Annotated in this window: 18 protein-coding genes and 1 pseudogene; 11 read left to right on the top strand and 8 right to left on the bottom strand. The window is 68.9% G+C overall.

Features of this window, described 5'->3' with window-relative positions:
* Positions 1 to 108: 108 nt before the first annotated feature.
* Positions 109 to 1,440 carry a signal recognition particle-docking protein FtsY gene (ftsY, locus tag SD37_RS29260; protein WP_236725141.1) on the top strand — a complete coding sequence of 444 codons (1,332 nt, stop codon included), beginning with the start codon at positions 109 to 111 and terminating at the stop codon, positions 1,438 to 1,440.
* Here ftsY and SD37_RS29255 read toward each other — a convergent pair.
* Positions 1,437 to 2,045: a hypothetical protein gene (locus tag SD37_RS29255; RefSeq protein ID WP_044850927.1), complete on the bottom strand. Its 609-nt coding sequence runs from the start codon at positions 2,043 to 2,045 to the stop codon at positions 1,437 to 1,439. The two genes, ftsY and SD37_RS29255, sit on opposite strands and share 4 nt — an antisense overlap.
* A 90-nt stretch (positions 2,046 to 2,135) precedes the next feature.
* Entirely contained in the window at positions 2,136 to 3,629 is a 1,494-nt protein-coding gene (locus SD37_RS29250) for an MFS transporter (RefSeq protein WP_044850926.1), read from the bottom strand.
* Between the two features lie 107 nt (positions 3,630 to 3,736).
* On the opposite strand from SD37_RS29250, the gene SD37_RS29245 reads away from it, so the two are divergent.
* Entirely contained in the window at positions 3,737 to 4,462 is a 726-nt protein-coding gene (locus SD37_RS29245) for a TetR/AcrR family transcriptional regulator (RefSeq protein ID WP_044850925.1), read from the top strand.
* On the opposite strand, the gene SD37_RS29240 is transcribed toward SD37_RS29245, so the two are convergent.
* Positions 4,452 to 5,228 (bottom strand): IclR family transcriptional regulator, encoded by a 777-nt coding sequence (locus tag SD37_RS29240; RefSeq protein ID WP_037303545.1) that lies wholly within the window; start codon positions 5,226 to 5,228, stop codon positions 4,452 to 4,454. The genes SD37_RS29245 and SD37_RS29240 overlap by 11 nt on opposite strands.
* A 121-nt stretch (positions 5,229 to 5,349) precedes the next feature.
* Between SD37_RS29240 and aceB the strand changes: the two genes are divergently transcribed.
* Both aceB and SD37_RS29230 read left to right on the top strand, forming a co-directional pair.
* Positions 5,350 to 6,927, top strand: a complete 1,578-nt coding sequence (gene aceB / locus SD37_RS29235) for a malate synthase A (protein ID WP_044850924.1) — start codon at positions 5,350 to 5,352, stop codon at positions 6,925 to 6,927.
* A 4-nt stretch (positions 6,928 to 6,931) separates the two neighbouring features.
* On the top strand, positions 6,932 to 8,128 hold the full coding sequence (locus SD37_RS29230; RefSeq protein ID WP_044850923.1) for a DUF6986 family protein: 1,197 nt from the start codon (positions 6,932 to 6,934) through the stop codon (positions 8,126 to 8,128).
* Here the strand turns inward: SD37_RS29230 and wzt are convergent.
* Positions 8,107 to 8,853 carry a galactan export ABC transporter ATP-binding subunit Wzt/RfbE gene (wzt, locus tag SD37_RS29225; RefSeq protein WP_044850961.1) on the bottom strand — a complete coding sequence of 249 codons (747 nt, stop codon included), beginning with the start codon at positions 8,851 to 8,853 and terminating at the stop codon, positions 8,107 to 8,109. The genes SD37_RS29230 and wzt overlap by 22 nt on opposite strands.
* 105 nt (positions 8,854 to 8,958) lie before the next feature.
* Between wzt and SD37_RS29220 the strand changes: the two genes are divergently transcribed.
* Together SD37_RS29220 and SD37_RS43930 are read left to right on the top strand one after the other, a co-directional pair.
* Positions 8,959 to 9,603 (top strand): TetR/AcrR family transcriptional regulator, encoded by a 645-nt coding sequence (locus tag SD37_RS29220; RefSeq protein WP_044850960.1) that lies wholly within the window; start codon positions 8,959 to 8,961, stop codon positions 9,601 to 9,603.
* Between the two features lie 207 nt (positions 9,604 to 9,810).
* A pseudogene (locus SD37_RS43930) lies at positions 9,811 to 9,927 on the top strand (IS5/IS1182 family transposase); the annotation flags it as partial.
* A gap of 585 nt (positions 9,928 to 10,512) precedes the next feature.
* Here the strand turns inward: SD37_RS43930 and SD37_RS29215 are convergent.
* Together SD37_RS29215 and SD37_RS29210 are read right to left on the bottom strand one after the other, a co-directional pair.
* Positions 10,513 to 11,769, bottom strand: a complete 1,257-nt coding sequence (locus tag SD37_RS29215) for an HNH endonuclease signature motif containing protein (protein WP_044850922.1) — start codon at positions 11,767 to 11,769, stop codon at positions 10,513 to 10,515.
* 154 nt (positions 11,770 to 11,923) lie between these two features.
* A complete protein-coding gene (locus SD37_RS29210; protein WP_044850921.1) occupies positions 11,924 to 12,424 on the bottom strand; it encodes a GNAT family N-acetyltransferase in 501 nt (166 codons plus the stop codon).
* A 92-nt stretch (positions 12,425 to 12,516) separates the two neighbouring features.
* On the opposite strand from SD37_RS29210, the gene dctA reads away from it, so the two are divergent.
* On the top strand, positions 12,517 to 13,794 hold the full coding sequence (gene dctA, locus SD37_RS29205) for a C4-dicarboxylate transporter DctA (protein ID WP_044850920.1): 1,278 nt from the start codon (positions 12,517 to 12,519) through the stop codon (positions 13,792 to 13,794).
* A gap of 2 nt (positions 13,795 to 13,796) precedes the next feature.
* On the opposite strand, the gene SD37_RS29200 is transcribed toward dctA, so the two are convergent.
* Both SD37_RS29200 and SD37_RS29195 read right to left on the bottom strand, forming a co-directional pair.
* On the bottom strand, positions 13,797 to 14,279 hold the full coding sequence (locus SD37_RS29200) for a MarR family winged helix-turn-helix transcriptional regulator (protein ID WP_044850919.1): 483 nt from the start codon (positions 14,277 to 14,279) through the stop codon (positions 13,797 to 13,799).
* A gap of 1 nt (position 14,280) precedes the next feature.
* On the bottom strand, positions 14,281 to 15,702 hold the full coding sequence (locus tag SD37_RS29195; protein ID WP_044850918.1) for a PucR family transcriptional regulator: 1,422 nt from the start codon (positions 15,700 to 15,702) through the stop codon (positions 14,281 to 14,283).
* A gap of 136 nt (positions 15,703 to 15,838) precedes the next feature.
* Here SD37_RS29195 and SD37_RS29190 point away from each other — a divergent pair, with 136 nt between their 5' ends.
* Genes SD37_RS29190 through pucD form a run of 4 tightly spaced genes read left to right on the top strand, consistent with a single transcriptional unit; the run spans position 15,839 to position 20,797 of the window.
* Positions 15,839 to 16,708 carry an FAD binding domain-containing protein gene (locus tag SD37_RS29190; RefSeq protein ID WP_044850917.1) on the top strand — a complete coding sequence of 290 codons (870 nt, stop codon included), beginning with the start codon at positions 15,839 to 15,841 and terminating at the stop codon, positions 16,706 to 16,708.
* A complete protein-coding gene (locus SD37_RS29185) occupies positions 16,699 to 17,169 on the top strand; it encodes a (2Fe-2S)-binding protein (RefSeq protein WP_044850916.1) in 471 nt (156 codons plus the stop codon). Before SD37_RS29190 ends, SD37_RS29185 begins: the two co-directional genes overlap by 10 nt.
* Positions 17,166 to 18,515, top strand: coding sequence for an 8-oxoguanine deaminase (locus SD37_RS29180; RefSeq protein WP_044850915.1), 1,350 nt, complete (start codon positions 17,166 to 17,168; stop codon positions 18,513 to 18,515). Before SD37_RS29185 ends, SD37_RS29180 begins: the two co-directional genes overlap by 4 nt.
* Positions 18,512 to 20,797 carry a xanthine dehydrogenase subunit D gene (gene pucD, locus SD37_RS29175; RefSeq protein WP_044850914.1) on the top strand — a complete coding sequence of 762 codons (2,286 nt, stop codon included), beginning with the start codon at positions 18,512 to 18,514 and terminating at the stop codon, positions 20,795 to 20,797. The genes SD37_RS29180 and pucD overlap by 4 nt, the downstream gene beginning before the upstream one ends.
* The last annotated feature ends 22 nt before the right edge of the window (positions 20,798 to 20,819 follow it).

Genomic DNA, 20,819 nt, shown 5'->3' with positions numbered 1-20,819 from the left:
GTTTCTTCTTGTCCGAAATGAGTCCTATCCAGTGGGTGTCTCACAAGATCCGCTTCCTCCCAGTGGGGCGTCTGAGCCGGGCCGCGTGCGGATGCGAAGATGGCGCCCGTGTCGAGCACCCCCTGGTTCTGGATCGTTGTCGTTGCCGTCGTGGTCCTGGTCGCCGTACTGGTGGCCGGGCTGTTCATCGCGCGCCGCCGCCGGATCAGCCTGGACGAGTCCAAGGCTGCCGAGGCCGTCGAGCGCGCGAAGCCGAAGGGCGGCGGGTATACCGCGACCGGCGGGATCGCGCTCGCTCCGGGCGGTGAGAAGACCGAAGAGGCCGCAGCGGCCGAGGAACCCGTCGAACCGGAGCATCCGGTCGAGGATCGCCCCGAGACCGACGGCCAGCCCGCGGTCGGGGACGACGCGGCGGTGCCGAGGGATTCCGCGCAGCGCACGGTGCGCGACGTCGAACTCCCCGAGCCCGCCGAGGAGACCGCGCCCGCTCCCGCCGAGGAGATCGCCCCGGCGGCGGGGCGGATCGAGCGGCTGCGCGGCAGGCTTTCGAAGTCGCGTTCAGTGTTCGGGCAGAGCCTGCTGGGCCTGCTGGGCGCCGGCGATCTGGACGAGGACTCCTGGCAGGACGTCGAAGACACGCTGCTCATGGCGGATCTGGGCGCCGCGACGACCACCGAGATCGTCGAGCGGCTGCGTGACGAGCTGAAGCGCCGCGCCGTGCGGACGTCCGAGGACGCGCGCGCGGTGCTGCAGGAGGTGCTCACGGCCGCCCTGTCGACCGACGCGGTCCGCGCCGTCCGCGCGCTGCCGCACGTCGTCGACGGCGTGAAGCAGCCCGCCGTCGTGCTGGTCGCCGGGGTCAACGGCACCGGCAAGACCACCACCACCGGCAAACTCGCCCGGGTGCTGGTCGCGCAGGGCAGCACCGTCGTCCTCGGCGCGGCCGACACCTTCCGGGCCGCCGCGGCGGACCAGCTGCAGACCTGGGCCGAGCGGGTGGGCGCGGAGGTCGTGCGCGGCAAGGAGGGCGCGGACCCGGCCGCGGTGGCGTTCGACGCGGTCAAACGCGGCACCGAGGCGGGGGTGGACGCGGTCCTGATCGACACCGCCGGCCGTCTGCACACCAAGACCGGCCTGATGGACGAGCTGGGCAAGGTCAAACGAGTCGTCGAGAAGCAGGCGAAGGTCGACGAGGTCCTGCTGGTGCTCGACGCCACCACCGGGCAGAACGGGCTGATGCAGGCCCGGGTGTTCTCGGAGGTCATCGACGTCACCGGCATCGTGCTGACCAAACTGGACGGAACCGCGAAGGGCGGCATCGTCTTCCAGGTGCAGCGTGAACTCGGTGTGCCGGTGAAGCTGGTCGGTCTCGGTGAGGGGCCGGACGACCTGGCGCCCTTCGAGCCGGGCGCGTTCGTGGAAGCCCTGCTCAGCAACTAGGCCGCGGGGGCGAACCTCTCCTGTATGTAGCGGGCGATGTAGCTGTGGTGGTCCAGGCAGAGTCCGTAGTACACCCCGGTGTCACCGCACATCGGGCATCCCCGGCTCCTCAGGCTGAACGGCTGGACAGCCGCGGACGGCTGGACAGCCGCGGACGGCTGGACAGCCGCGGACGGCAGGACTATCACCGGAGCCGGGCGAATACAGGCTTTCGCGGTGCCGTTGCCGCCCAGCCACAGCAACTGTGACCCGACGGCGTGCAGGGTCGGTGCCACGCCGAGGCGGGGAGACAGTTCGTGGACCTTCGCGGTGATCTCGTAGCGTCCTCGTTTCAGTCGCACACGGGCGGTTTCCCCGAGCACCATGTCCAGCGTCAGGCTCTCGGTGAAACGGTCGACCCTCCGCAAGGTCAGGACGACAGGCGCCTTCGCGCCGCGGCAGTACGGCAGGGTGTACTTCACGGTGATGTCGAGGTCGCTGGTCGCTTCGGCGCCTTGGACGCTGAGATCGTGCCGCCGCGGCTTCCGGCCGCCCGTGGCCATCGCCCGGTCGAGCGCCTTCTCCGCGAGTTTCTGCCCCACCCAGGCGATCACCGGTTCGACCATCGGACATCCCCTCGCTCGGCCCCTTTCGAGGTTACGGCGAAGGCCCCTCTCCCGGCTCAGCCGAAAGAGGGGCCTTCACGGACTTCGCGGTCAGACGGAGACCGGAGCGTCGTCCTCGATCGCCGCGGTCTTCTTGTCCCGCATCACCAGGAACGCGACCACCGCCGCGGCCAGTACGCCCACCGCGCTCACCAGGAACGTCGTCGACATCGCCGAGGTGAACGCCTCTCGGGCCGCGGTGATCAGCCCGCCGTCACCGGTGGCGAAGGCGTCGCTGATCGAAAGCCGCGCTCGCTCCGGAGCGGACGCGGGCATCTGCGACGTGAACAGACCGGACACGACGCTGCCCAGGATCGCGATGCCGAGCGCGGCGCCCAGCTGCTGGATGGTGTCGTTGAGCGCGGAGCCGACCCCGGCCTGCTCCTCCGGGACCTCACCCATCAGCGCCGCGATCGCCGCCGGCATCGCCAGCCCGCCACCGGCACCGAGTACGAACAGCGCGACGGCGGGCAGCAGGAAACCGGCGTCCGTCGACAGTGTCGCGAGCAGGCCGAACCCGGCGGCCATCACCGTCATCCCGGCCGTGGCCAGTGCGCGGTTCCCGATCTTCTGGCCCAGCGTGGCACCCAGGGTGTTGCAGAGCAGCGACGCGATGGCCATCGGGATGAACGCCAGCCCCGCCTCGGTCGGGGTGTAGTCGAGGACGAACTGCAGGTACTGGGTCAGGAGCAGCAGCAGGCCGCCGTTGCCGATCTGCACCAGCGTGAGCGACAGGCTGCCGCCGCTGAAGTTGCGCTTGCGGAACAGCTTGAGCGGGACCATCGGCGACGGCGTGTGCCGCTCCCAGAGCACGAAGCCGATCAGGCTCACCACCGCGATCGCCAGCGGGATCAGGGTGCCGGCCTGGGTGATGCCGTGCTTGGGCAGTTCGATGATCGTCCAGACCAGTGCGACCATGCCGGTGGCGGACAGGATCGCGCCGAGCGGGTCCGGCTTCTGCCACGGGCCCTTGGACTCGGGCATCAGCGTGAGCGCGGCGAGCACCGCGACGACGACGATCGGCACGTTGATCAGGAACACCGCGCCCCACCAGAACCACGCGATCAGCACGCCGCCCAGCACCGGGCCGCCGATCAGGCCGAGCATCGCGACCGCGCTCCACGCCGCCATCGCCTTGCGGCGTTCCTCGTCGTCGAAGACGGTGATCAGGATCGACAGCGTGCTCGGCATGATCAGCGCGCCGCCGACCCCCATCACCGCGCGGGCCACGATCAGTTCCAGCGGGTTCGCGGCGAACGCGGCGACGAGTGAGGCCGCCCCGAAGAGGGCGAGGCCGATGATCATCACCTTCCGGCGCCCGAACCGGTCCCCGAGGCTTCCCGAGGTGAGCAGCAGACCGGCGAACACCAGGATGTAGGAGTCGAGGATCCACTGCGTGTCCTGGGCGCTCGCGCCGAGGTCTTCGGCCAGTGGCGGCACCGCGACCGTGAGCACCATGTTGTCCACGACCAGCACGAGCGTGCTCAGGCACAGCACGATCAAGATCCACCAGCGGCGCGGATCGCGCCCTTCCACCGCGTTCATCGGATTCCCCTTGGAGTAGTTGCGTACGTCGTTCCGTTGTTGCGCACACTGTACGCACAAGCTGACAGCGTTCGCAATGGGGTACTTCGTGCGCTAGGGTGGGCGGCATGCCAGTCGAGGAGCAGCCGATCCAGTCGGTGTGGACCCGTCCCCGCCGTAAGCAGCATCAGCCCGCGCTGAGTCAGGCCCAGATCGTGGCCGAGGCCATCCGGCTTCTGGACGTCGAAGGTGTCGACGCGCTGAGCATGCGAAGGCTCGGTACGGCGCTGAACGCGGGCGCCACCTCGCTGTACCGGCACGTGGCCAACCGTGACGAGCTGATCGAGCTGGTCGTCGACGAGGTCTACGGCGAGATCACCGTGCCGGATGGGGATTCCGGGTGGCGCGAAGCGGCCGTCGTGGGGGCGCAAAGCGTGCGCGCCATGATCCTGCGGCACCCCTGGATCGCGTCACTGCTCGGCTCGGTCGGCCTGTCCTACCTGGGGCCGAACGTCATGCGGCTCAACGAGCGGCTGCTGGCCGTCTTCGTGTCCGCGGGATTTCCGGACGACGAGGCGGATCAGGCGATCAGCGCGGTGATCTCGTACGTCATCGGGATGGGGACCACCGAGGCGGCTTGGCTCACGACGGTCGCGAAGAGCGGCCGGAGCGAGCGTGAATGGGCGGAGCACCTGCGCCCCGCCGTCGAGGAGGCGGCACGGGAGTACCCGCACCAGCGGGACCGGCTCGTCCGGGACGACGTCGAAACCGACCCGGAACGGCTCCGCGACGAGAAGTTCCGTTACGGGCTGGAGCGGATGCTCGACGGTTTGGAGACCCGCCTCAAACGGTGACCCCGTCACGCGAAAGGGTCGAGCCGAGCGCGGTCGCGATCCGCTGGACGGCGGGGGCGATCCGCTCGACGGCCTCCATGGTGAGCCGTCCCGAAGGTCCGGACACCGAGACCGCGGCCGGCACCGGCGCGCCCGGGACCGCGACGGCCACGCAACGGACCCCCAGCTCCTGTTCGGCCTCGTCCAGTGCGTAACCCTGCTGGGCGATCTTCGCCAGCTCGCGCAGGAGGGCGTCCTGGTCGGTGAAGGTGTGCTCGGTGTACGAGGGCATGCCGGTCCGCGCGAGCAGTGCTGTCACGTCTTCGGACGGCAGATGCGCGAGCATCGCCTTCCCCACGCCGGTGCCGTGCGGAAGGAGACGCCGCCCGACCTCGGTGAACATCCGCATCGAATGCTTCGACGGCACTTGGGCGACGTAGACGACTTCGTCCCGCTCCAGCACCGCCAGGTTCGCGGTTTCGCCGACCTCGTCGACCAGCTCCGCGAGCAGCGGCCGCGCCCACGAGCCGAACTGCATGCTCGCGTTCTCGCCCAGCCGGATGAGCCGGGCGCCCAGCGCGTACCGGCGGTTGGTGTTCTGCCGGACGTAACCCAGGTCCACCAGCGTCCTGATCAGCCGGTGGATGGTCGGCATCGGCAGCCCGGACAGGGTGGCCAGCTCCGAAAGACTGGCCTCGCCGCCGGTGTCCGCGAGATGCTCGAGGAGCTCGAAGGCCCGCTGAAGTGACTGGACGCCGCCATCGCGTCCGTTCTTCTCCGCTGCCACCGTGGTACTCCTTACGTCCGCGTTGATGTTCCGCTATGCAGAAACTATAGTCCGTCATGTAAAACCGTAGGGACGTCTTGTTTAGGAATGTCACTGTTTATCCGAACTCGGGGTGTTACTCATGTCTGAAGCTCAGGTGCTCGGCGATCCGGTCGAGCGCGGGGACGAGATCCTCACGCCGGAGGCCCTTGCCTTCCTCGCCGGTCTGCACGAGGCCTTCGCCGCCCGCCGCGATGAGCTGCTGCAGGCCAGGAGCAAGCGCCGTGAGGAGGCCAGGACCACCGGCAAGCTCGACTTCCTGCCCGAGACCAAGGAGATCCGCGAGGGCGACTGGAAGGTGGCCGAGGCCCCGCCCGCGCTGCGTGACCGCCGCGTCGAGATCACCGGCCCGACCGATCGCAAGATGACCATCAACGCGCTGAACTCCGGCGCCAAGGTCTGGCTCGCCGACCTCGAAGACGCCAACACGCCGCATTGGGCGAACGTCATCTCCGGCCAGGTCAACCTGTACGACGCCGTCCGCGAGACCATCACGCTGGAGAGCGGCGGCAAGAGCTACGCGCTGAAGGACGACGTCGAGCACGCGACCATCGTCGTCCGCCCGCGCGGCTGGCACCTTGACGAGCGGGGCCTGTCCTTCGGCGGGCGTCAGGCCGTCGGCGCGCTGGTCGACTTCGGCCTGCACTTCTTCCACAACGCGCAGGAGCTGCTGAACCGCGGCAAGGGTCCGTACTTCTACCTGCCGAAGATGGAGAGCCACCTCGAAGCCCGGCTCTGGAACGACGTCTTCACCCACGCGGAGAAGACCCTCGGCATCGACCACGGCACCGTCCGCGCGACCGTGCTGATCGAGACCATCCCGGCCGCGTTCGAGATGGAGGAGATCCTCTACGAACTGCGCGAGCACGCCTCCGGCCTCAACGCCGGCCGCTGGGACTACCTGTTCAGCGTGATCAAGTACTTCCGCGACGCGGGCGAGAAGTTCGTGCTGCCGGACCGCAACTCGGTCACCATGACGGCGCCGTTCATGCGCGCCTACACCGAACTGCTGGTGCGCACCTGCCACAAGCGCGGCGCGTTCGCGATCGGCGGCATGGCCGCGTTCATCCCGAACCGCAAGGACCCGGAAGTCACCGCCGCGGCGCTCGACAAGGTCCGTGCGGACAAGAGCCGCGAGGCGGGCGACGGCTTCGACGGTTCCTGGGTCGCCCACCCGGGCATGGTCGACATCTGCCGCGAGGAGTTCGACAAGGTCCTCGGCGACAAGCCGAACCAGCTCGACCGCACCCGCGACGAGGTGTCCGTCACCGCCGACCAGCTGCTCGACGCGGCTTCGACGCCGGGTGGCGCCACCGCGGCCGGTCTGCGTGCCGCGGTCGACGTCGGTATCCGCTACATCGCCTCCTGGCTGAGCGGGAACGGCGCGGCGGCGATCCACAACCTGATGGAGGACGCGGCCACCGCGGAGATCTCGCGTTCGCAGGTGTGGCAGTGGGTGCGCAACGGCACCCAGCTGGACACGGGCGACAAGGTGACCGAAGAGCTGGTGCGTGGCGTGCTGGCCGAGGTCCGCGGCGAACTGGCCGCCGAGATCAAGCCGGAGCTGCTGGAGCCCGCCGTCGAACTGTTCGAGCAGGTCGCGCTCGCCGACGAGTTCCCGGACTTCCTGACGCTGCCCGCCTACGAGCGGATCAAGTAGACCGATGGGGAACGGGCGGCTCACCGAGGACGTCTACACCGCCGCCGACGCGCGCCTCGCCGAGGCCGACGCGCGCGTCGCGGCCAAATACCCTGGTGAGCCGCCCGGCCGCCAGCCCGTGCACACCGTGTACGTGCCCGCGTCGCGGTACAAGACGCGGCTGGTGGCGGATTGGGGAAAGCAGGCCCTGCGGGTCTTCGGCGAGCACGCCGACCAGCTGAGCCTGGACGCGGACGTCGCCGACCGCGTCCGGACCAAACTGCTCACCGAGCCGATCGAGGATCTGCGGATCGATTTCGAAGACGGCTACGGCAGGCCCGGCGATGACGAGGAGGACGCCACCGCGCTCGCGGCGGGGCGGACGCTGGCCATCACAGGCGGGACACCTTTCGTCGGCATCCGGTTCAAGAGCTTCGAACAGGCGACCCGGCGTCGCGGTATCCGTACCCTGGACCTGTTTTTGGCGGGACTACTGGAAAGCGGGCCGCTGCCGGAAGGATTCGTCGTCACACTGCCGAAGGTGACCGCCGTCGAGCAGGTCGAAGTGGCGGCGGATGTCCTGGAGCGCCTCGAATCCGCGTACGGCCTGCCCGACGGTGCTCTGCGGTTCGAAGTCCAGATCGAGACCGCGCAGTCCATTGTGGACATCGATGGGACGGTCGCGGTGCCGCGGATCATCGAGGCCGCGCGCGGCCGGTGTTCGGGGCTGCACTACGGGACTTACGACTACAGCGCCGGTCTCGGCATCGGCGCCGAGTACCAGAGCATGGAACATCCGGCCGCCGACTTCGCCAAGCAGCTCATGCAGGTTTCGGCCGCCGGTACCGGTGTCCGGCTTTCCGACGGCTCGACGAACAAGCTGCCTGTCGGCGACGCGATCCTCCCGGCTTGGCGCGAACATCTGCGCCTGGTGCGGCGCTCCCTGGAGCGCGGCTTCTATCAGGGCTGGGATCTGCACCCGCACCAGCTGCCGACCCGGTTCGCCGCGACGTACGCGTTCTTCCGCGAGGGCTTCCCGGCGGCATCGGGGCGGTTGCGGGACTACGCGGACCAGACCGGGCGCGGGGTGCTGGACGAGCCCGCGACCGCCCAGGCGCTGGCGGGTTTCCTGCTGCGAGGGCTGGATTGCGGTGCGGTGGACGAAGGTGAGCTTTCGTTCTCGCGGTCCGAATTGGACGGTTACGCGCGCAGAACTCCGTGATATCCGGTGAGAACCTCGTCCAGTGGGCCGTGCGCGCGGATCCGGCCTTCGTCCATCCAGAGTGCGGTGGTGCACAGTTCGCGCAGCAGTTCGTCGGCGTGTGAGGCGAACACCAGTACGCCCGAGCGGCGGGCGAGGTCGACCAGCCGTTCGCGCGCCTTGGTGAGGAACGCGGCGTCGATCGCGCCGAGGCCCTCGTCGAGGATGAGGATCTCGGGGTCGATGGTGGTCACCACGCCGAGTGCGAGCCGCACCCGCATGCCGGCGGAGTAGGTGCGCAGGGGCATGCGCAGATAGTCGCCGAGCTCGGTGAACTCCGCGATGTCGTCGACCCGCTTCTCCATCTGCCTGCGGCTCATGCCGAGAAACAGGCCACGGATCAGGATGTTCTCGTAGCCGGAGACCTCCGGATCCAGCCCCACGCCGAGATCGAAGACCGGCGCGATCCGGCCGACGACCCGCGAGGTGCCCCGCGTCGGCTCGTAGATGCCGGACAGCAGCCGCAGGAGAGTGGACTTCCCGGCACCGTTGTGCCCGACCAGGCCGACTCGGTCGCCGTCGCTCAGTGACAGGGTGATGTCCCTGAGCGCCTCGACGATGGGGACCTTCGCGGTGGTACCGATCTTGCCGCCGACCTTGCCGAGCACTTCTTTCTTGAGCGAGCGGGTCTTGGCGTCGAAGATCGGGAAATCGACGTACGCGCCCTGCACCTCGATGCTCACCATCGTGCCGCCCTCCATGCTGCCCGGTCTCGTCAGATGCGAACGGAAGTTATCATTCGCATTTGGTCGAGGTTCGGCCACCCACCGACGGGAGGTAACGTGCGCCCGGTGAGTCAGCGATCCGTCGAGCAGGGTTTTCGCCCGCCGCAACAAGCCCGCAGCCGGGAGTCCCTGCACAAGGTGCTGGCCGCCGCCGAGCATGTCCTGGCCGAACAGGGCATCGAGGAGTTCACCGTGGCGGCGGTCGCCGAGCGGGCGGGCATGTCGGTGGGCGCGATCTATCGCCGGTTCGTGGGCAAGAACCAGCTGCTGTACGCCGTGAAGGACCAGTTGCTCGGCCAGTTGGAAAGTGGTGTCAGCGAAGCGCTTCGGGCGGCGCCTCCCGGACTGGACGGCATCGTGGGCGCGTTCACCCGTGCTCTGGCGGACACCTTCGCCCGCCACGACCGGATCTTCCCGGAGCTGCTCGACGGTCAGCGCGCCGACGGACGCGAACGCGGGCTCCAGGCCTTGGCCGCGATCCAGACCGCCTTCGTCGAAGCCGCGCGGCCTTGGTTCGAGGAGATCCGCCGGACGGATCGCGAGCAGGCCATCGGCATGCTGACGCGGACCGTCATCGGTTCCTGCGTGCACCGCGCGGCCACCGGTCGCTACTGGTCCGACGGCCTGAGCTGGGAGGTTTGGGCGAGCGAAATGACCGAGATGGCGTTGGCCTACTTGGGCTCGGGCGAACCGGCCGCAGTGGTTCCCTGACGCCTGACACGCGTTCAGCCGACTGATTGCGGTGCGTGCACGCGGGGTGTTGGCGCGTTTAGTCGGCTAAATGCGATTCGTGCTTACGGTCGGGTGGTCGTGGGCGGCGACGGACGCTTTCGGTCCACTGCCGTGGCACTTTCCTTATCCCTCAATGGTGTCTCTTCGTCATTCGTGACCCGTGTGTGCCGGTGCGCTTTGGGGTGGTGGTGCCGGTTGCGGGATTGGACCGAGGCCGGTGTGCGGCAGCGGTTTTACGAGCTACTGGCGGAGTTGCAGATGGCGAACCTGCTGGATTGGTCGCGGGCGGCGGTCGTTGGGTCTCCGCCGCTGCGAGGCCGCCGTGGATGGCCGCGCCGTTGACCACGACGGCTCTACGCCGACCGCCGCGGCCAGGGCACGGCTCTGGTCTCGATGTTCACCGCAGGGTCGTCGACGGCTGTACTGGTTTCGACGTCTACTTCCTCACCCAGGGCTGCGCCGTCATCTGCTGGCGCAGACCTAAAGCTCCTTCATTCTGTTCTAGAGGGTAAGTCGAATGAGGCGTGGTCTGGACTGGGCGACGGGAGCCAGCCGCGCACTGTCTGTCTACAAGGGACACATTGTGGGATTTGCCGTGCTCCATAAAGGAGTCTCTCGGGTCTTTATGTACTGGGCAGGGTGTGAAGGTCGAGTTTCCTCGGCTGAGCCGAGGGAAGGGGGCCTTCACGCGCTACAGGACTCGGTCACGCCACCTTTGACTTACCCCTCACTAGAACGACACTTAGCACTCACGATCCACCCAGTCCGGTGCGGTCGGGGAGCGCGTTTAGTCGGCTAAATGCGTTCGGGCGGGGCCGAGGGGGTGTGGGCATGCCGAGGGGCCCGTCGCCGGTGTGGCTGGCGCGGGCTCCTCGGGTGATACAGGGGTTAAGCGGCGCGGTGGAGGGTGTTGCGCCGGGTTTGTCGTAGCGGGTCCAGATATTGGGGCGGGATGAACTCCGGTAGGCCGTCTGCGGCCATGCGGACTTGCCAGTCCCCGTGGTGGATCAAGCGGTGATGGAAGCCGCAGAGCAACGTGAGATTCCGCAGGTCGGTCGGTCCGCCGTCTGCCCAGTGATGAATGTGGTGGGCGTGGCAGTTCTTCGGCGGCCGATGACAGCCCGGGAAGGCGCAGCCCCCGTCGCGGATGTTCAACGCTCGTCGCTGGCCTGGGGTGACGAACCGTCGCAGGCGCCCCACATCCAACGGTTCTCCGGCGGCGTTGAGGACCACGGGCAGCATGAGGCAGTCGCAGGCCGCCATCCGGGCCTCGCGGGCGGTCATCGTCCCGACGTAGTCCACACACGCCGTCCCGAGGCCCGACTTGAGTTCGTCGAGGCCGATGGTGACGTGCACCAGGGTGCGGTAGCCGGAGGTGCCGGGTTGGTCGGGGCAGGCGATGGCGAGGTCGACCAGGTCCACCCACGCATCACCCAGGCGCTCGGGTTTGGTGCGCAGATCGGCTTGGCCGAATTCGTCCACTGGGCGCGGCGCAGCGTAGGCCTCCAGGGCTGCGGCGGTCCGGGCACCGGCCTCGTCGTCGAGGAGGCCGTTCAGTTTCCAGAACCCGTCCTTGCGGCGCTCCAGAGTGAGTTCCCGGCGCGGCTGCTTTGGCTCAGGCTCCTTCGGCTCAGCACCATCAGGATCCAGCCAGCCGAGTAGGTTCTGTTCGGCTTCCGCCAGCTGCCGGGGACCCGCGTGCCGGGCCAGCTCAGCCAGGGTCTTCTCCGCATGCTCCCGGTCCTCTGCTGACGTGTCGAGCGGCAGGCTGGCCAGGAAGTCCAGAATCTGCTGGATCCGTTCGTCCCCGACCGCCCCCTCAGCAGCCGCAGCCGCCGTCGCGGGCGCCACAGCCGGAAGCTCGGTCCCATCCAACCCACGCGTCGGATTCAGCGCGATCGCCCGATTCACCACCGGCCGCGCCTCACCGAAGGAAAGCCCGGCCACATCGGCGAACCATTTGGCCGTCGAACCATACCCGTACAAGTCTTTCGCGCCCCGAGACTCGATCTCCGCCAGATACTGTCCCAACCCGGCGGTAGCGACCCTGATCACCTGCAAGAACTGTTGCACGCCATGGGCAAGCTCCAGCTTGCCAGCGCGCCACAACTCCTGCGGCAACTCGGGAAGGATCGTCTCGGACACCCCACGATAATACCAAAGAAATTCGAACGCATGTTCGTATTACTACTAGTGGGTGAGGGATGTTTTCAACTGGGGAGCTGCCACGGCCTGTCCTTGAGTTCGGATGCGATGCCATCGACACCGAAGAATAAAGTGGCGTGCGAACCTGCCTCCCTTACCGCCCACCCCAACCGGCAACCGCCTTCACATAACGCCGACAGGGAACCAAAACCGGCCCATCCGGCCCGGCGACCTGATTCTCGAACTCGCCGTCATCGACCCACCCGCACCGCTCATAGAACCGCCGCGCCCGCGCGTTCCCCGGCGCGACCGCGAGCCAGGCACGGGAATGCCCGCCCTCGCCCACAAGCCGTTCGGCTTCCGTGAGCAGTGTCCCGGCGACCCCGCTCCCGCGATGAGCCGAGGAAACGTAGACCTGCTCGACCTCGTCGCCGACGACCATCACGAATCCCGCCACTTCTCCGTGCGCCACCGCGACGGTGGTGTCGCCGACTCGTGCCCTGGCGCGTTCCCAGAAGGACTCGCGGGTACGGATGCGCACGAGTGTGTCGGGCACGTTGCCGAGGTGGCCGTCTTTCCAGCCGTGGTACCAGATTTCCGCGACGGCGTCGGAGTCCGCGGGGGTCGCCCGCCGGAGCGCGAGGGGAGTGTTCATGACCTGGAGTCTAGTGAGGACCGCGGCCGAGGGTGGTTCCTCTCACAGCGCGGCGTAACACGCGCGGAACATCCGCCCCTTAGGTTCCGCCCATGTCGAAGTCCGGTGGGCGTTGGTACACGTCATTGTTCGTGCAGTTGCTGGTCGCCGTGGTGGCCGGTGTCCTGATCGGACATTTCTGGCCGTCGCTGGGTGCGCAGCTGAAACCGGTCGGCGACGGGTTCATCCGGCTGATCAAGATGATCATCGCGCCGCTGATCTTCTGTGTCGTGGTGACCGGGATCGCGGCGGTCGGTGACATCAAGGCGGTCGGCCGGATCGGGTTCAAGGCGATCCTGTACTTCGAGATAGTCACGACCTTCGCGCTGGTCTTCGGTCTCCTGATCGCCAACGTGTTCCGGCCGGGCAGCGGGCTCGACATCGACCCGGCGACCCTCGACCCGGCCGCGGTGGACAAGAAGACCAACGGCGGCCATTTGCCGTCCATCGGCGACTTCCTCCTCCATACCATTCCGGACAGCGTCGTCAACGCGTTCGCGGAGAACCAGTTGTTGCAGGTGCTGGTGTTCGCGGTGTTCTTCGGCGTCGCGCTGGCGGCCATCGGCCGGGAACGGGCGCCGCTGGTACTCGGCTTCGTCGACCAGGTGCAGCAGATCATCTTCAAGGTGATGGGCTGGATCATGCGCGTGGCACCGCTGGGCGCGTTCGGCGCGATGGCGTTCATCATCGGCCAGTACGGGATTTCCACGCTCGGGACGTACGCGAAACTGATCGCCGCCTGCTATGGCGCCGGTGTGCTGTTCGTCCTGATTCTCGCCTTGATTTCCCGGTTCTATGCCGGGGTTTCGATCTGGCGATTCCTCCGGTACGCCCGTGAAGAGTTCCTGCTGGCCCTCGGCACGGCGTCGACCGAGTCCGTGATGCCGCGGATCATGACGAAGCTGACCGATGCCGGCTGCTCGCGTGCGGCGACCGGCCTCGTGGTGCCGACAGGGTATTCGTTCAACCTCGACGGCGCGACGATCTACCTGTCGATCTGCACGGTGTTCCTGGCGCAGGCATTCGGAGTCGACATGTCGATCGGGCAGCAGTTGCTCGCGGTCGGGATCCTGATGCTCACTTCGAAGGGGATGGCGGGCGTACCGGGCTCGTCGTTCCTCGCCCTGTCGGCGACGGCCGCCGCGATTGGCGCGTTCCCGGTCGCCGGGGTCGCGTTGCTGCTCGGCGCGGACCGGCTGATGGACTCTATGCGCGTTTTCGTGAACCTGCTGGGAAACTGCGTCGCGACTTTCGTGGTGGCGAAGTCGGAGAAGCAGCTGGACCGCGAGAAGATGCTGGCGGCACTGGAAAAGCCGGTCAAAGTCGAGTGACCCTATCGGAGCCGGGGGAGCGCGTCGCGGGCGAAATGGCTCAGCGTCCGCAGATCCCGTGCGAACTGCTCGCGGTGATCGACGGGCAGGGGGTCGAGGAAGAACCGCTGGATGTTCTCGACGTGCACCCGCGCCGCCCGCACGGTCGTTTCCTCGCCCGCATCGGTCAGCCGGACGAGTTGTACGCGCCGGTCGTCGGGGTCGGCGGTGCGGATCACCAAGCCGAGCGTCGTCATCCGGTCGACCAGCCGGGTCGCGCCGCCGGTGGTCAGCACCTGCTCCTGGGCGATCGCGCGCATGCTCATCCCGGCCGCACCCGACCGCCCGACGATCAGCAGGACCTCGAACATCAGATGCGAGATCCCGCATTCGGTCTCCAGCGCGCGGCCGAGGAGGTATTCGAGCCGGTTCGCCGCGCCCATCATCCGCCCGAACGCGACCACCCGCGGGTCGTAGGCGGCTTCCTTCGCCGTGGTGATGCGCATTTCAGCTCCCTGCCGACAAAGCCAGATAGACGTCCAGCTGTTCGGTGAACTCGGTCAGATCGACGCCGAGCAGTTCGCTCGCCCGCCCGATCCGGTACCGCAACGTGTTGACGTGGACGTGCAGCGCCCGCGCCGCCCGGGTCGGCGAGCCGGAGCATTCGAGGAAGACGCGCAGGGTGTGCACCAGATCGGTGCCCTGCTCGGCGTCGTAGCTCAGCAGTGGGCCCAGTACCCGTCGCCGCAACGCCGCCCGCAGGTCGTCGGACGCGCCCGCCAGCAGCAGCCGGTGCATGCCGATCTCACCGCCGGGGACGACCTCGATCGTGCCCGGCCGTTCCGCCGCCACGGCCAGCGCGTAGCGCGCGACCTCTTTCGCGCCCCGCAGCGCGGAAACCGGGGAACGGTCGCTGATCCCGATCAGCACCCGGCGGCACGGCAGCAGCGATTCCATTCCCGCCAAGGCCGCGGCCACCGTGGTGGGCCAGTCCTCCGGCCACTCGCCGTCGTCCTCGGCCACCGCCCAGGTCTCTTCTCCGCCCGCGCCGACGAGTGCGCCCGGCGGCAGCAACTCGGTCAGGATCCCGCGCGCCGCTTCGGAACCCTCGGCGCGGGCGACGACGACACGCAGATCGCCGCGCAGCCCGGTCGCGGTCAGCGCCGCGTGCGGATCACTTCCCTCGTCGAGGGCGGTCAGCAGCGGTTCGAGGACCCGGTCGGTGACCGCGCGGACCTCGTCCGCCCGGGTGCGCGCGAGCCCGATCAGCCCGGCGAGTTCTTCGGCGATCTCCGCCTGTGCCGCGGTGAGCCTGCCGCCGATCGCGAGCAACCACGGCACCGCGTGCCGTCCGCCGACCGTCCGGACGGTGACGTCGTCCGCTTCCAGCGCGCGGCCGCCCGCGGCGACGAAGCGCCGCACCAGCTCCGTCGGCGCTGTCGCGGGCACGACCCAGCAGGGGAGGCCGATCTCCGCGCGGGCCCGGTCCAGCAGCGTCTCCAGCGGGACGTCCTCGGTCGCCGCTGAAAGCAAACGTTTGCGGGCGCCTTCCGCGGCCGCCGCGAGCGCGAGGACGACCCGTTCGGTGACGACCGAGAACGACAGATCCGCCGGTACCTCCAGCAACGGAATCCCGTGCCGCGTGCAGGCTTCGACGAGGTCTTCGGGGATTCCGTCGGAATCCGCTCCGGAAGCCGCCAGCGCCGCGGCCCCGGCCTTCGCCAGCGCGGCGACGAAAGCCTCGGAATCACCGGGCCCGCGCCACCACAGCAACCCGCTCAGGACGAGTTCGCCCGCCGACACGTATCGCCCCGGGTCGGGCAGTTCGGTGACGTAGATCCGGGAGACCGGGCGGTCGAGCAGGGCCGTGCCGGCGCGTACGCGCAAGCGCAACCCGGGCAGCGCGAGCAGAGTTTTCACGGTCGTCATCAGGTTTGTAGGAAACCACAAAACCACCGGCTTGTGCTGGGGAGATTTCATGCTTCGGCACCGTTGCCGCCGTACGGGCGCAGGGCGTCTACTGAGTCAGCCGTCACAGCCCGCCGCCGAACCGAGGAGCCCGAGAGTGGATTTCCTGCGCCCCAGCTCGCTGACCGAGGCGCTCGCCGTCAAGGCCGAGCGGCCCGACGCGGTACCCATCGCGGGCGGCACGGACGTCATGGTGGAGCTCAATTTCGACCACCGCCGTCCCGGCGCCCTGCTCGATCTCAACCGCGTCACCGAACTCGCCGAGTGGACCGAGACCGACGGCAGGATCCGGCTCGGTGCGTCCGTGCCCTACGTCCGGGTGATCGCTGAGCTGGGTGAAGTTCTGCCCGCGCTGGCGATGGCCTCGCGCACCGTCGGCTCGCCGCAGATCCGCAACCGCGGCACCGTCGGCGGTAACCTCGGCGCCGCGTCGCCCGCCGGTGACACGCACCCTGTCCTGCTCGTGCTCGGCGCCGAAGTCGAGGCCGCGTCCGTACGCGGAACCCGGCTGATCCCGGCGGAGGACTTCTATCTCGGCGTGAAGCGCAACGCCCTCGAGCCGGACGAGCTGATCACCGCCGTGCACCTGCCCGCCGGCGTCGGGCCACAGCAGTTCGCCAAGGTCGGGACCCGCAACGCGATGGTCATCGCGGTCTGCTCGTTCGCGCTGGCCTTGCACCTGGACAGTCGCGGAATCCGCGCGGCCGTCGGCTCGGCGGCGCCGACCCCGCGCCGGGCGACCGCCGCCGAAGAGTTCCTTTCGGCCGAACTTCCCTGGTCCACCAAGGCGTCCATCGCGGATTCGGTCAAACGCCGGTTCGGCGAGCTGGTGTCGGAGGCGTCGTCGCCGATCGACGACGTCCGCGGCAGCGCCGACTACCGCAAGCACGCGTTGTCCGTCCTGGCGCGGCGGACGCTGACCTGGGCGTGGAACGACTTCCAGAAGGGTGAACGCGAGTGCGCGTGAACGTGACGATCAACGGCGAATCCCGCCAGGCCGACGACGTCTGGGAAGGCGAGAGCCTGCTCTACGTGCTCCGCGAGCGACTCGGTCTCCCGGGCTCCAAGAACGCCTGTGAGCAGGGCGAATGCGGCTCCTGCACGGTGTACCTCGACGACGTCCCGGTGTGTTCGTGCCTGGTCGCGGCCGGTCAGGTCGAGGGCCGCGAGGTCCGCACGGTCGAAGGGCTCGCCGACGGCGACGAGCTGGACCGGGTCCAGCAGTCCTTTGTGGACGCGGGCGCCGTCCAATGCGGCTTCTGCACCCCCGGCCTCGTCGTGGCCGCGCACGATCTGCTCAACCGGGTCGAGAATCCCGCCGACGAGGAGATTCGCGAGGCGCTGGCGGGGAACCTGTGCCGGTGTACCGGATACGAGAAGATCCTCGACGCCGTCCGGTTGGCCGCGACCAGGGGAGTGAGCACGTGAAGACCGTCATCGAGAACGCCGCGATAGCCACTGTCGACGGAGCGGGCACCGAGCACGCCTCGGGCCATGTCGTCATCGAGAACGACCGCATCGCGGCCGTCGGCGGTGGCAGGGCGCCCGAAGACGAGTACGACGAACGGATCGACGGCTCCGGGTACCTGGTCACGCCGGGCCTGATCAACACCCACCACCACCTCTACCAGTGGGCCACGCGCGGTCTCGCCGCCGACCACACGCTGTTCGAGTGGCTCGTCGCGCTCTACCCGGTCTGGAGCAGGCTCGACGCCGACATCACGCACGCGGCGGCCACGGCGGGGCTCACCCGCCTCGCCACCACCGGCTGCACCACCGTCGCCGACCACCACTACGTCTTCCCGCGTGACGGTGGCGACCAGGTCGAAGCCCTCGCCGCCGCCAGGATCCGCGTCGGCGTGCGGCTGCACGTGGTCCGCGGCTCGATGGACCGCGGTGAGTCGCAGGGCGGGCTCCCGCCGGACAACCTCGTCGAGGAGACCGAGGCCGCGCTGCTCGGCACCGAGGCGGCGATCAACCGGTTCCACGACGACTCGGCGGGCGCGCATCTCCAGATCGCGGCCGGGCCGTGCTCGCCGTTCTCGGTGAGCGAGCGGCTGATGACCGGTGCGGCGGAACTCGCGCGGCGCAAGGGAGTCCGGCTGCACACGCATCTCGCCGAGACGATCGACGAGGAGAAGCAGTGCCTCGCGGAGGCGGGCTGCACACCCGCCGAGTACGCCGACAAGCTCGGATGGCTCGGCGACGACGTCTGGCTCGCGCATTCGATCCATCTCGCCCCGGAGGCGATCCGGCGGATGGGCGCCACGGGCACGGGCGCGGCGCACTGCCCGACGTCCAACGGGCGGATCGGCGCGGGGATCGCCCCGGTCCGGCAGCTGCTCGACGCCGGGGTGCCGGTCGGGCTGGGCGCCGACGGCGCCGCGTCCAACGAATCCGGTGGGCTGGGCGAGGAGCTGCACCAGTCGCTGCTGCAGGCGCGGCAGCGTGGCGGGCCGCGGGCGCTGACCACTCGTGAGGCGCTGTGGATGGGCACCATGGGCGGCGCGCGCTGCCTCGGCCGGGCGAAGGAACTGGGCTCGATCGAGGTCGGCAAGCTGGCCGACCTCGCCGTCTGGGATCTGACCGGCCTGAACTACGCCGGGATCACCGATCCGGTCGCCGCGCTGGTGCTCGGCGCCACCCCGCCGATCGCGCGGCTGTTCGTCGGCGGCGTGACCGTGGTGACCGACGGGGCGCCGCGCGAAGAATCCGAAGACGAGATCGCCCGCGAGCTGGCCGTGGCCAGCGCCCGGCTGAGGGAGACGGTATGACCTCGACTGAGACGGCCAAGCAGACCACCACCGGCAACGGGGTGGGGACGAGTCCGCGGCGCCCGGACGGCACGGTCAAGGTGCGCGGTGAGTTCGCCTATTCCTCGGACCTGTGGCACGAGGACATGCTGTGGGGCGCCACCTTGCGCAGTCCGCATCCCTACGCGCGGATCACCGGCATCGACATCGCCGAAGCCCTCGCGGTGCAAGGGGTCTACGCGGTGCTGACCCACGAAGACGTGCCCGGGGTGAACAAGTACGGCCTGGAGCACTCCGATCAGCCGGTGCTCGCCGTCGATGTCGTGCGCTACCAGGGTGAGCCCGTCGCGCTCGTCGCCGCGGACCATCCCGAGACCGCGCGCCGGGCGATGAAGCGGATCAAGGTCTCCTACGACGTCCTCGAACCGGTGACCGACTCCGAGAAGGCGGCCGCGGGTGAGGGCGCCGAGCTGCATCCCGGCGGGAATGTCGTGCGGCACGCCAAGATCCGCCGGGGCGACCAGTCGGTCAAGGCCGACGTCGTGGTGTCCGGGGTCTACGAGGTCGGCATGCAGGACCAGGCCTTCCTCGGTCCCGAGTCGGGAATGGCGATCCCGGACACCGAAGGCGGCGTCGACCTTTACGTGGCCACGCAATGGCTTCACGTCGACCAGCAGCAGATCGTCGCCGCGCTGGGCCTGCCCAAGGACAAGGTGCGGCTGACGCTCGGCGGGGTCGGCGGCGCGTTCGGCGGCCGCGAGGATCTCTCGATCCAGGTCCACGCGTGTTTGCTGGCGCTGCACACCGGCAAACCGGTCAAGATGGTCTACAACCGCGAGGAATCCTTCTACGGCCACGTGCACCGCCACCCGGCGAAGATGTACTACGAGCACGGCGCGGACAAGGACGGCCGGCTCGTCTATGTGAAGGCGAAGCTGTACCTGGACGGCGGGGCGTACGCGTCGTCCACCGGCGCGGTGGTCGCGAACGCCGCCACGCTCGGGGTCGGTCCGTACAATGTGGACAGTGTTTCGGTCGACTGCTGGGGCGTGTACACCAACAATCCGCCCTGTGGCGCGATGCGCGGATTCGGCGCGGTGCAGGCGGGTTTCGCCTATGAGTCACAAATGGACAAACTCGCCGAGGCCTGTGGCATCGACCCGGTCGACCTCCGGATCCGCAACGCGATGGCCGAGGGCAGTGTCATGCCGACCGGTCAGGTGGTCGACTCGGCCGCGCCCGTCGCCGAACTGCTGGAACGCCTGCGCGCCAAGCCCTTGCCGGTCGCGCACGAGGAACTCGACCTGCGCCGGATGCCCGGCGGCGTCTCCAACACCACGCACGGTGAAGGCGTCGTCCGCGGGGTCGGCTACGCGGTCGGGATCAAGAACATCTGCTTCTCCGAAGGCTTCGACGACTACTCGACGGCCCGCGTGCGGCTGCAGCTCGTCGGCGGCGAACCCGCGGCGACCGTGCACACCGCGGCCTGCGAGGTCGGCCAGGGTCTGGTGACGATCATGCAGCAGATCGTGCGGACCGAACTCGGCATCGAGCAGGTGACGATCCTGCCGATGGACACCACCATCGGCAACGGCGGCTCGACGTCGGCTTCCCGGCAGAGCTACGTCACCGGCGGCGCCGTCCAGGCCGCGTGCGTCGCGGTGCGGTCGGGACTGCACAAGCATCTGGCGGGCAGACTCGGCGCCGACGGGAAGCTGAGCGTCGTCGGGAACAAGGTCGTCTCGGCGGACGGCAGCGTGCTGGCGGACCTCGCCGACGTCCTCGGCGACGAGGTCTTCGACGAGACCGTCGAATGGCGGCACCGCCCGACCGTGCCCATCGATCCGGAGACGGGACAGGGCGACGCGCATGTCCAATACGGTTTCGCGGCACACCGCGCCGTCGTGGACGTCGACACCGAACTCGGGCTGATCAAGGTCGTCGCGCTCGATTGCGCGCAGGACGTCGGAAAGGCCCTCAACCCGCAGGCGGTACTCGGCCAGATCCAGGGCGGATCGGCGCAGGGCCTCGGGCTCGCGGTGATGGAGGAGATCCAGACCGTCGGCGGGAAGATCCGCAACCCGTCGTTCACCGACTACCTGATCCCGACCGTGCTGGACATGCCGCCGATGGACATCGACGTCCTGGAACGCCCGGACCCCAACGCGCCGTATGGTCTGCGCGGGGTCGGCGAGCCGCCGACGATCTCGTCCACCCCGGCGATCGTCGCGGCCATCCGCGCGGCCACCGGGCTCGCGCTCACCCGTGTCCCGGTGCGCCCCGAACACCTCACCGGCACCTGACCAGAACCGAACTTTTCGAGCT

It is taken from the genome of Amycolatopsis orientalis (assembly GCF_000943515.2).
GTDB classification, from domain to species: Bacteria; Actinomycetota; Actinomycetes; order Mycobacteriales; family Pseudonocardiaceae; genus Amycolatopsis; species Amycolatopsis orientalis.
Note: the sequence above shows the minus strand (reverse complement) of the source record. Positions and strands in the feature narration are given on the sequence as shown.

Excerpts from the sequence above, each read along its gene's own strand:
- SD37_RS29210 (WP_044850921.1), bottom strand. The coding sequence starts at position 12,424 with ATGAACACTCCCCTCGCGCTCCGGCGGGCGACCCCCGCGGACTCCGAC.
- dctA (WP_044850920.1), top strand. The coding sequence starts at position 12,517 with ATGTCGAAGTCCGGTGGGCGTTGGTACACGTCATTGTTCGTGCAGTTG.
- wzt (WP_044850961.1), bottom strand. The coding sequence starts at position 8,853 with ATGGTGAGCATCGAGGTGCAGGGCGCGTACGTCGATTTCCCGATCTTC.
- SD37_RS29245 (WP_044850925.1), top strand. The coding sequence starts at position 3,737 with ATGCCAGTCGAGGAGCAGCCGATCCAGTCGGTGTGGACCCGTCCCCGC.
- SD37_RS29200 (WP_044850919.1), bottom strand. The coding sequence starts at position 14,279 with ATGCGCATCACCACGGCGAAGGAAGCCGCCTACGACCCGCGGGTGGTC.
- SD37_RS29230 (WP_044850923.1), top strand. The coding sequence starts at position 6,932 with ATGGGGAACGGGCGGCTCACCGAGGACGTCTACACCGCCGCCGACGCG.
- SD37_RS29250 (WP_044850926.1), bottom strand. The coding sequence starts at position 3,629 with ATGAACGCGGTGGAAGGGCGCGATCCGCGCCGCTGGTGGATCTTGATC.
- aceB (WP_044850924.1), top strand. The coding sequence starts at position 5,350 with ATGTCTGAAGCTCAGGTGCTCGGCGATCCGGTCGAGCGCGGGGACGAG.
- SD37_RS29195 (WP_044850918.1), bottom strand. The coding sequence starts at position 15,702 with ATGACGACCGTGAAAACTCTGCTCGCGCTGCCCGGGTTGCGCTTGCGC.
- SD37_RS29255 (WP_044850927.1), bottom strand. The coding sequence starts at position 2,045 with ATGGTCGAACCGGTGATCGCCTGGGTGGGGCAGAAACTCGCGGAGAAG.
- pucD (WP_044850914.1), top strand. The coding sequence starts at position 18,512 with ATGACCTCGACTGAGACGGCCAAGCAGACCACCACCGGCAACGGGGTG.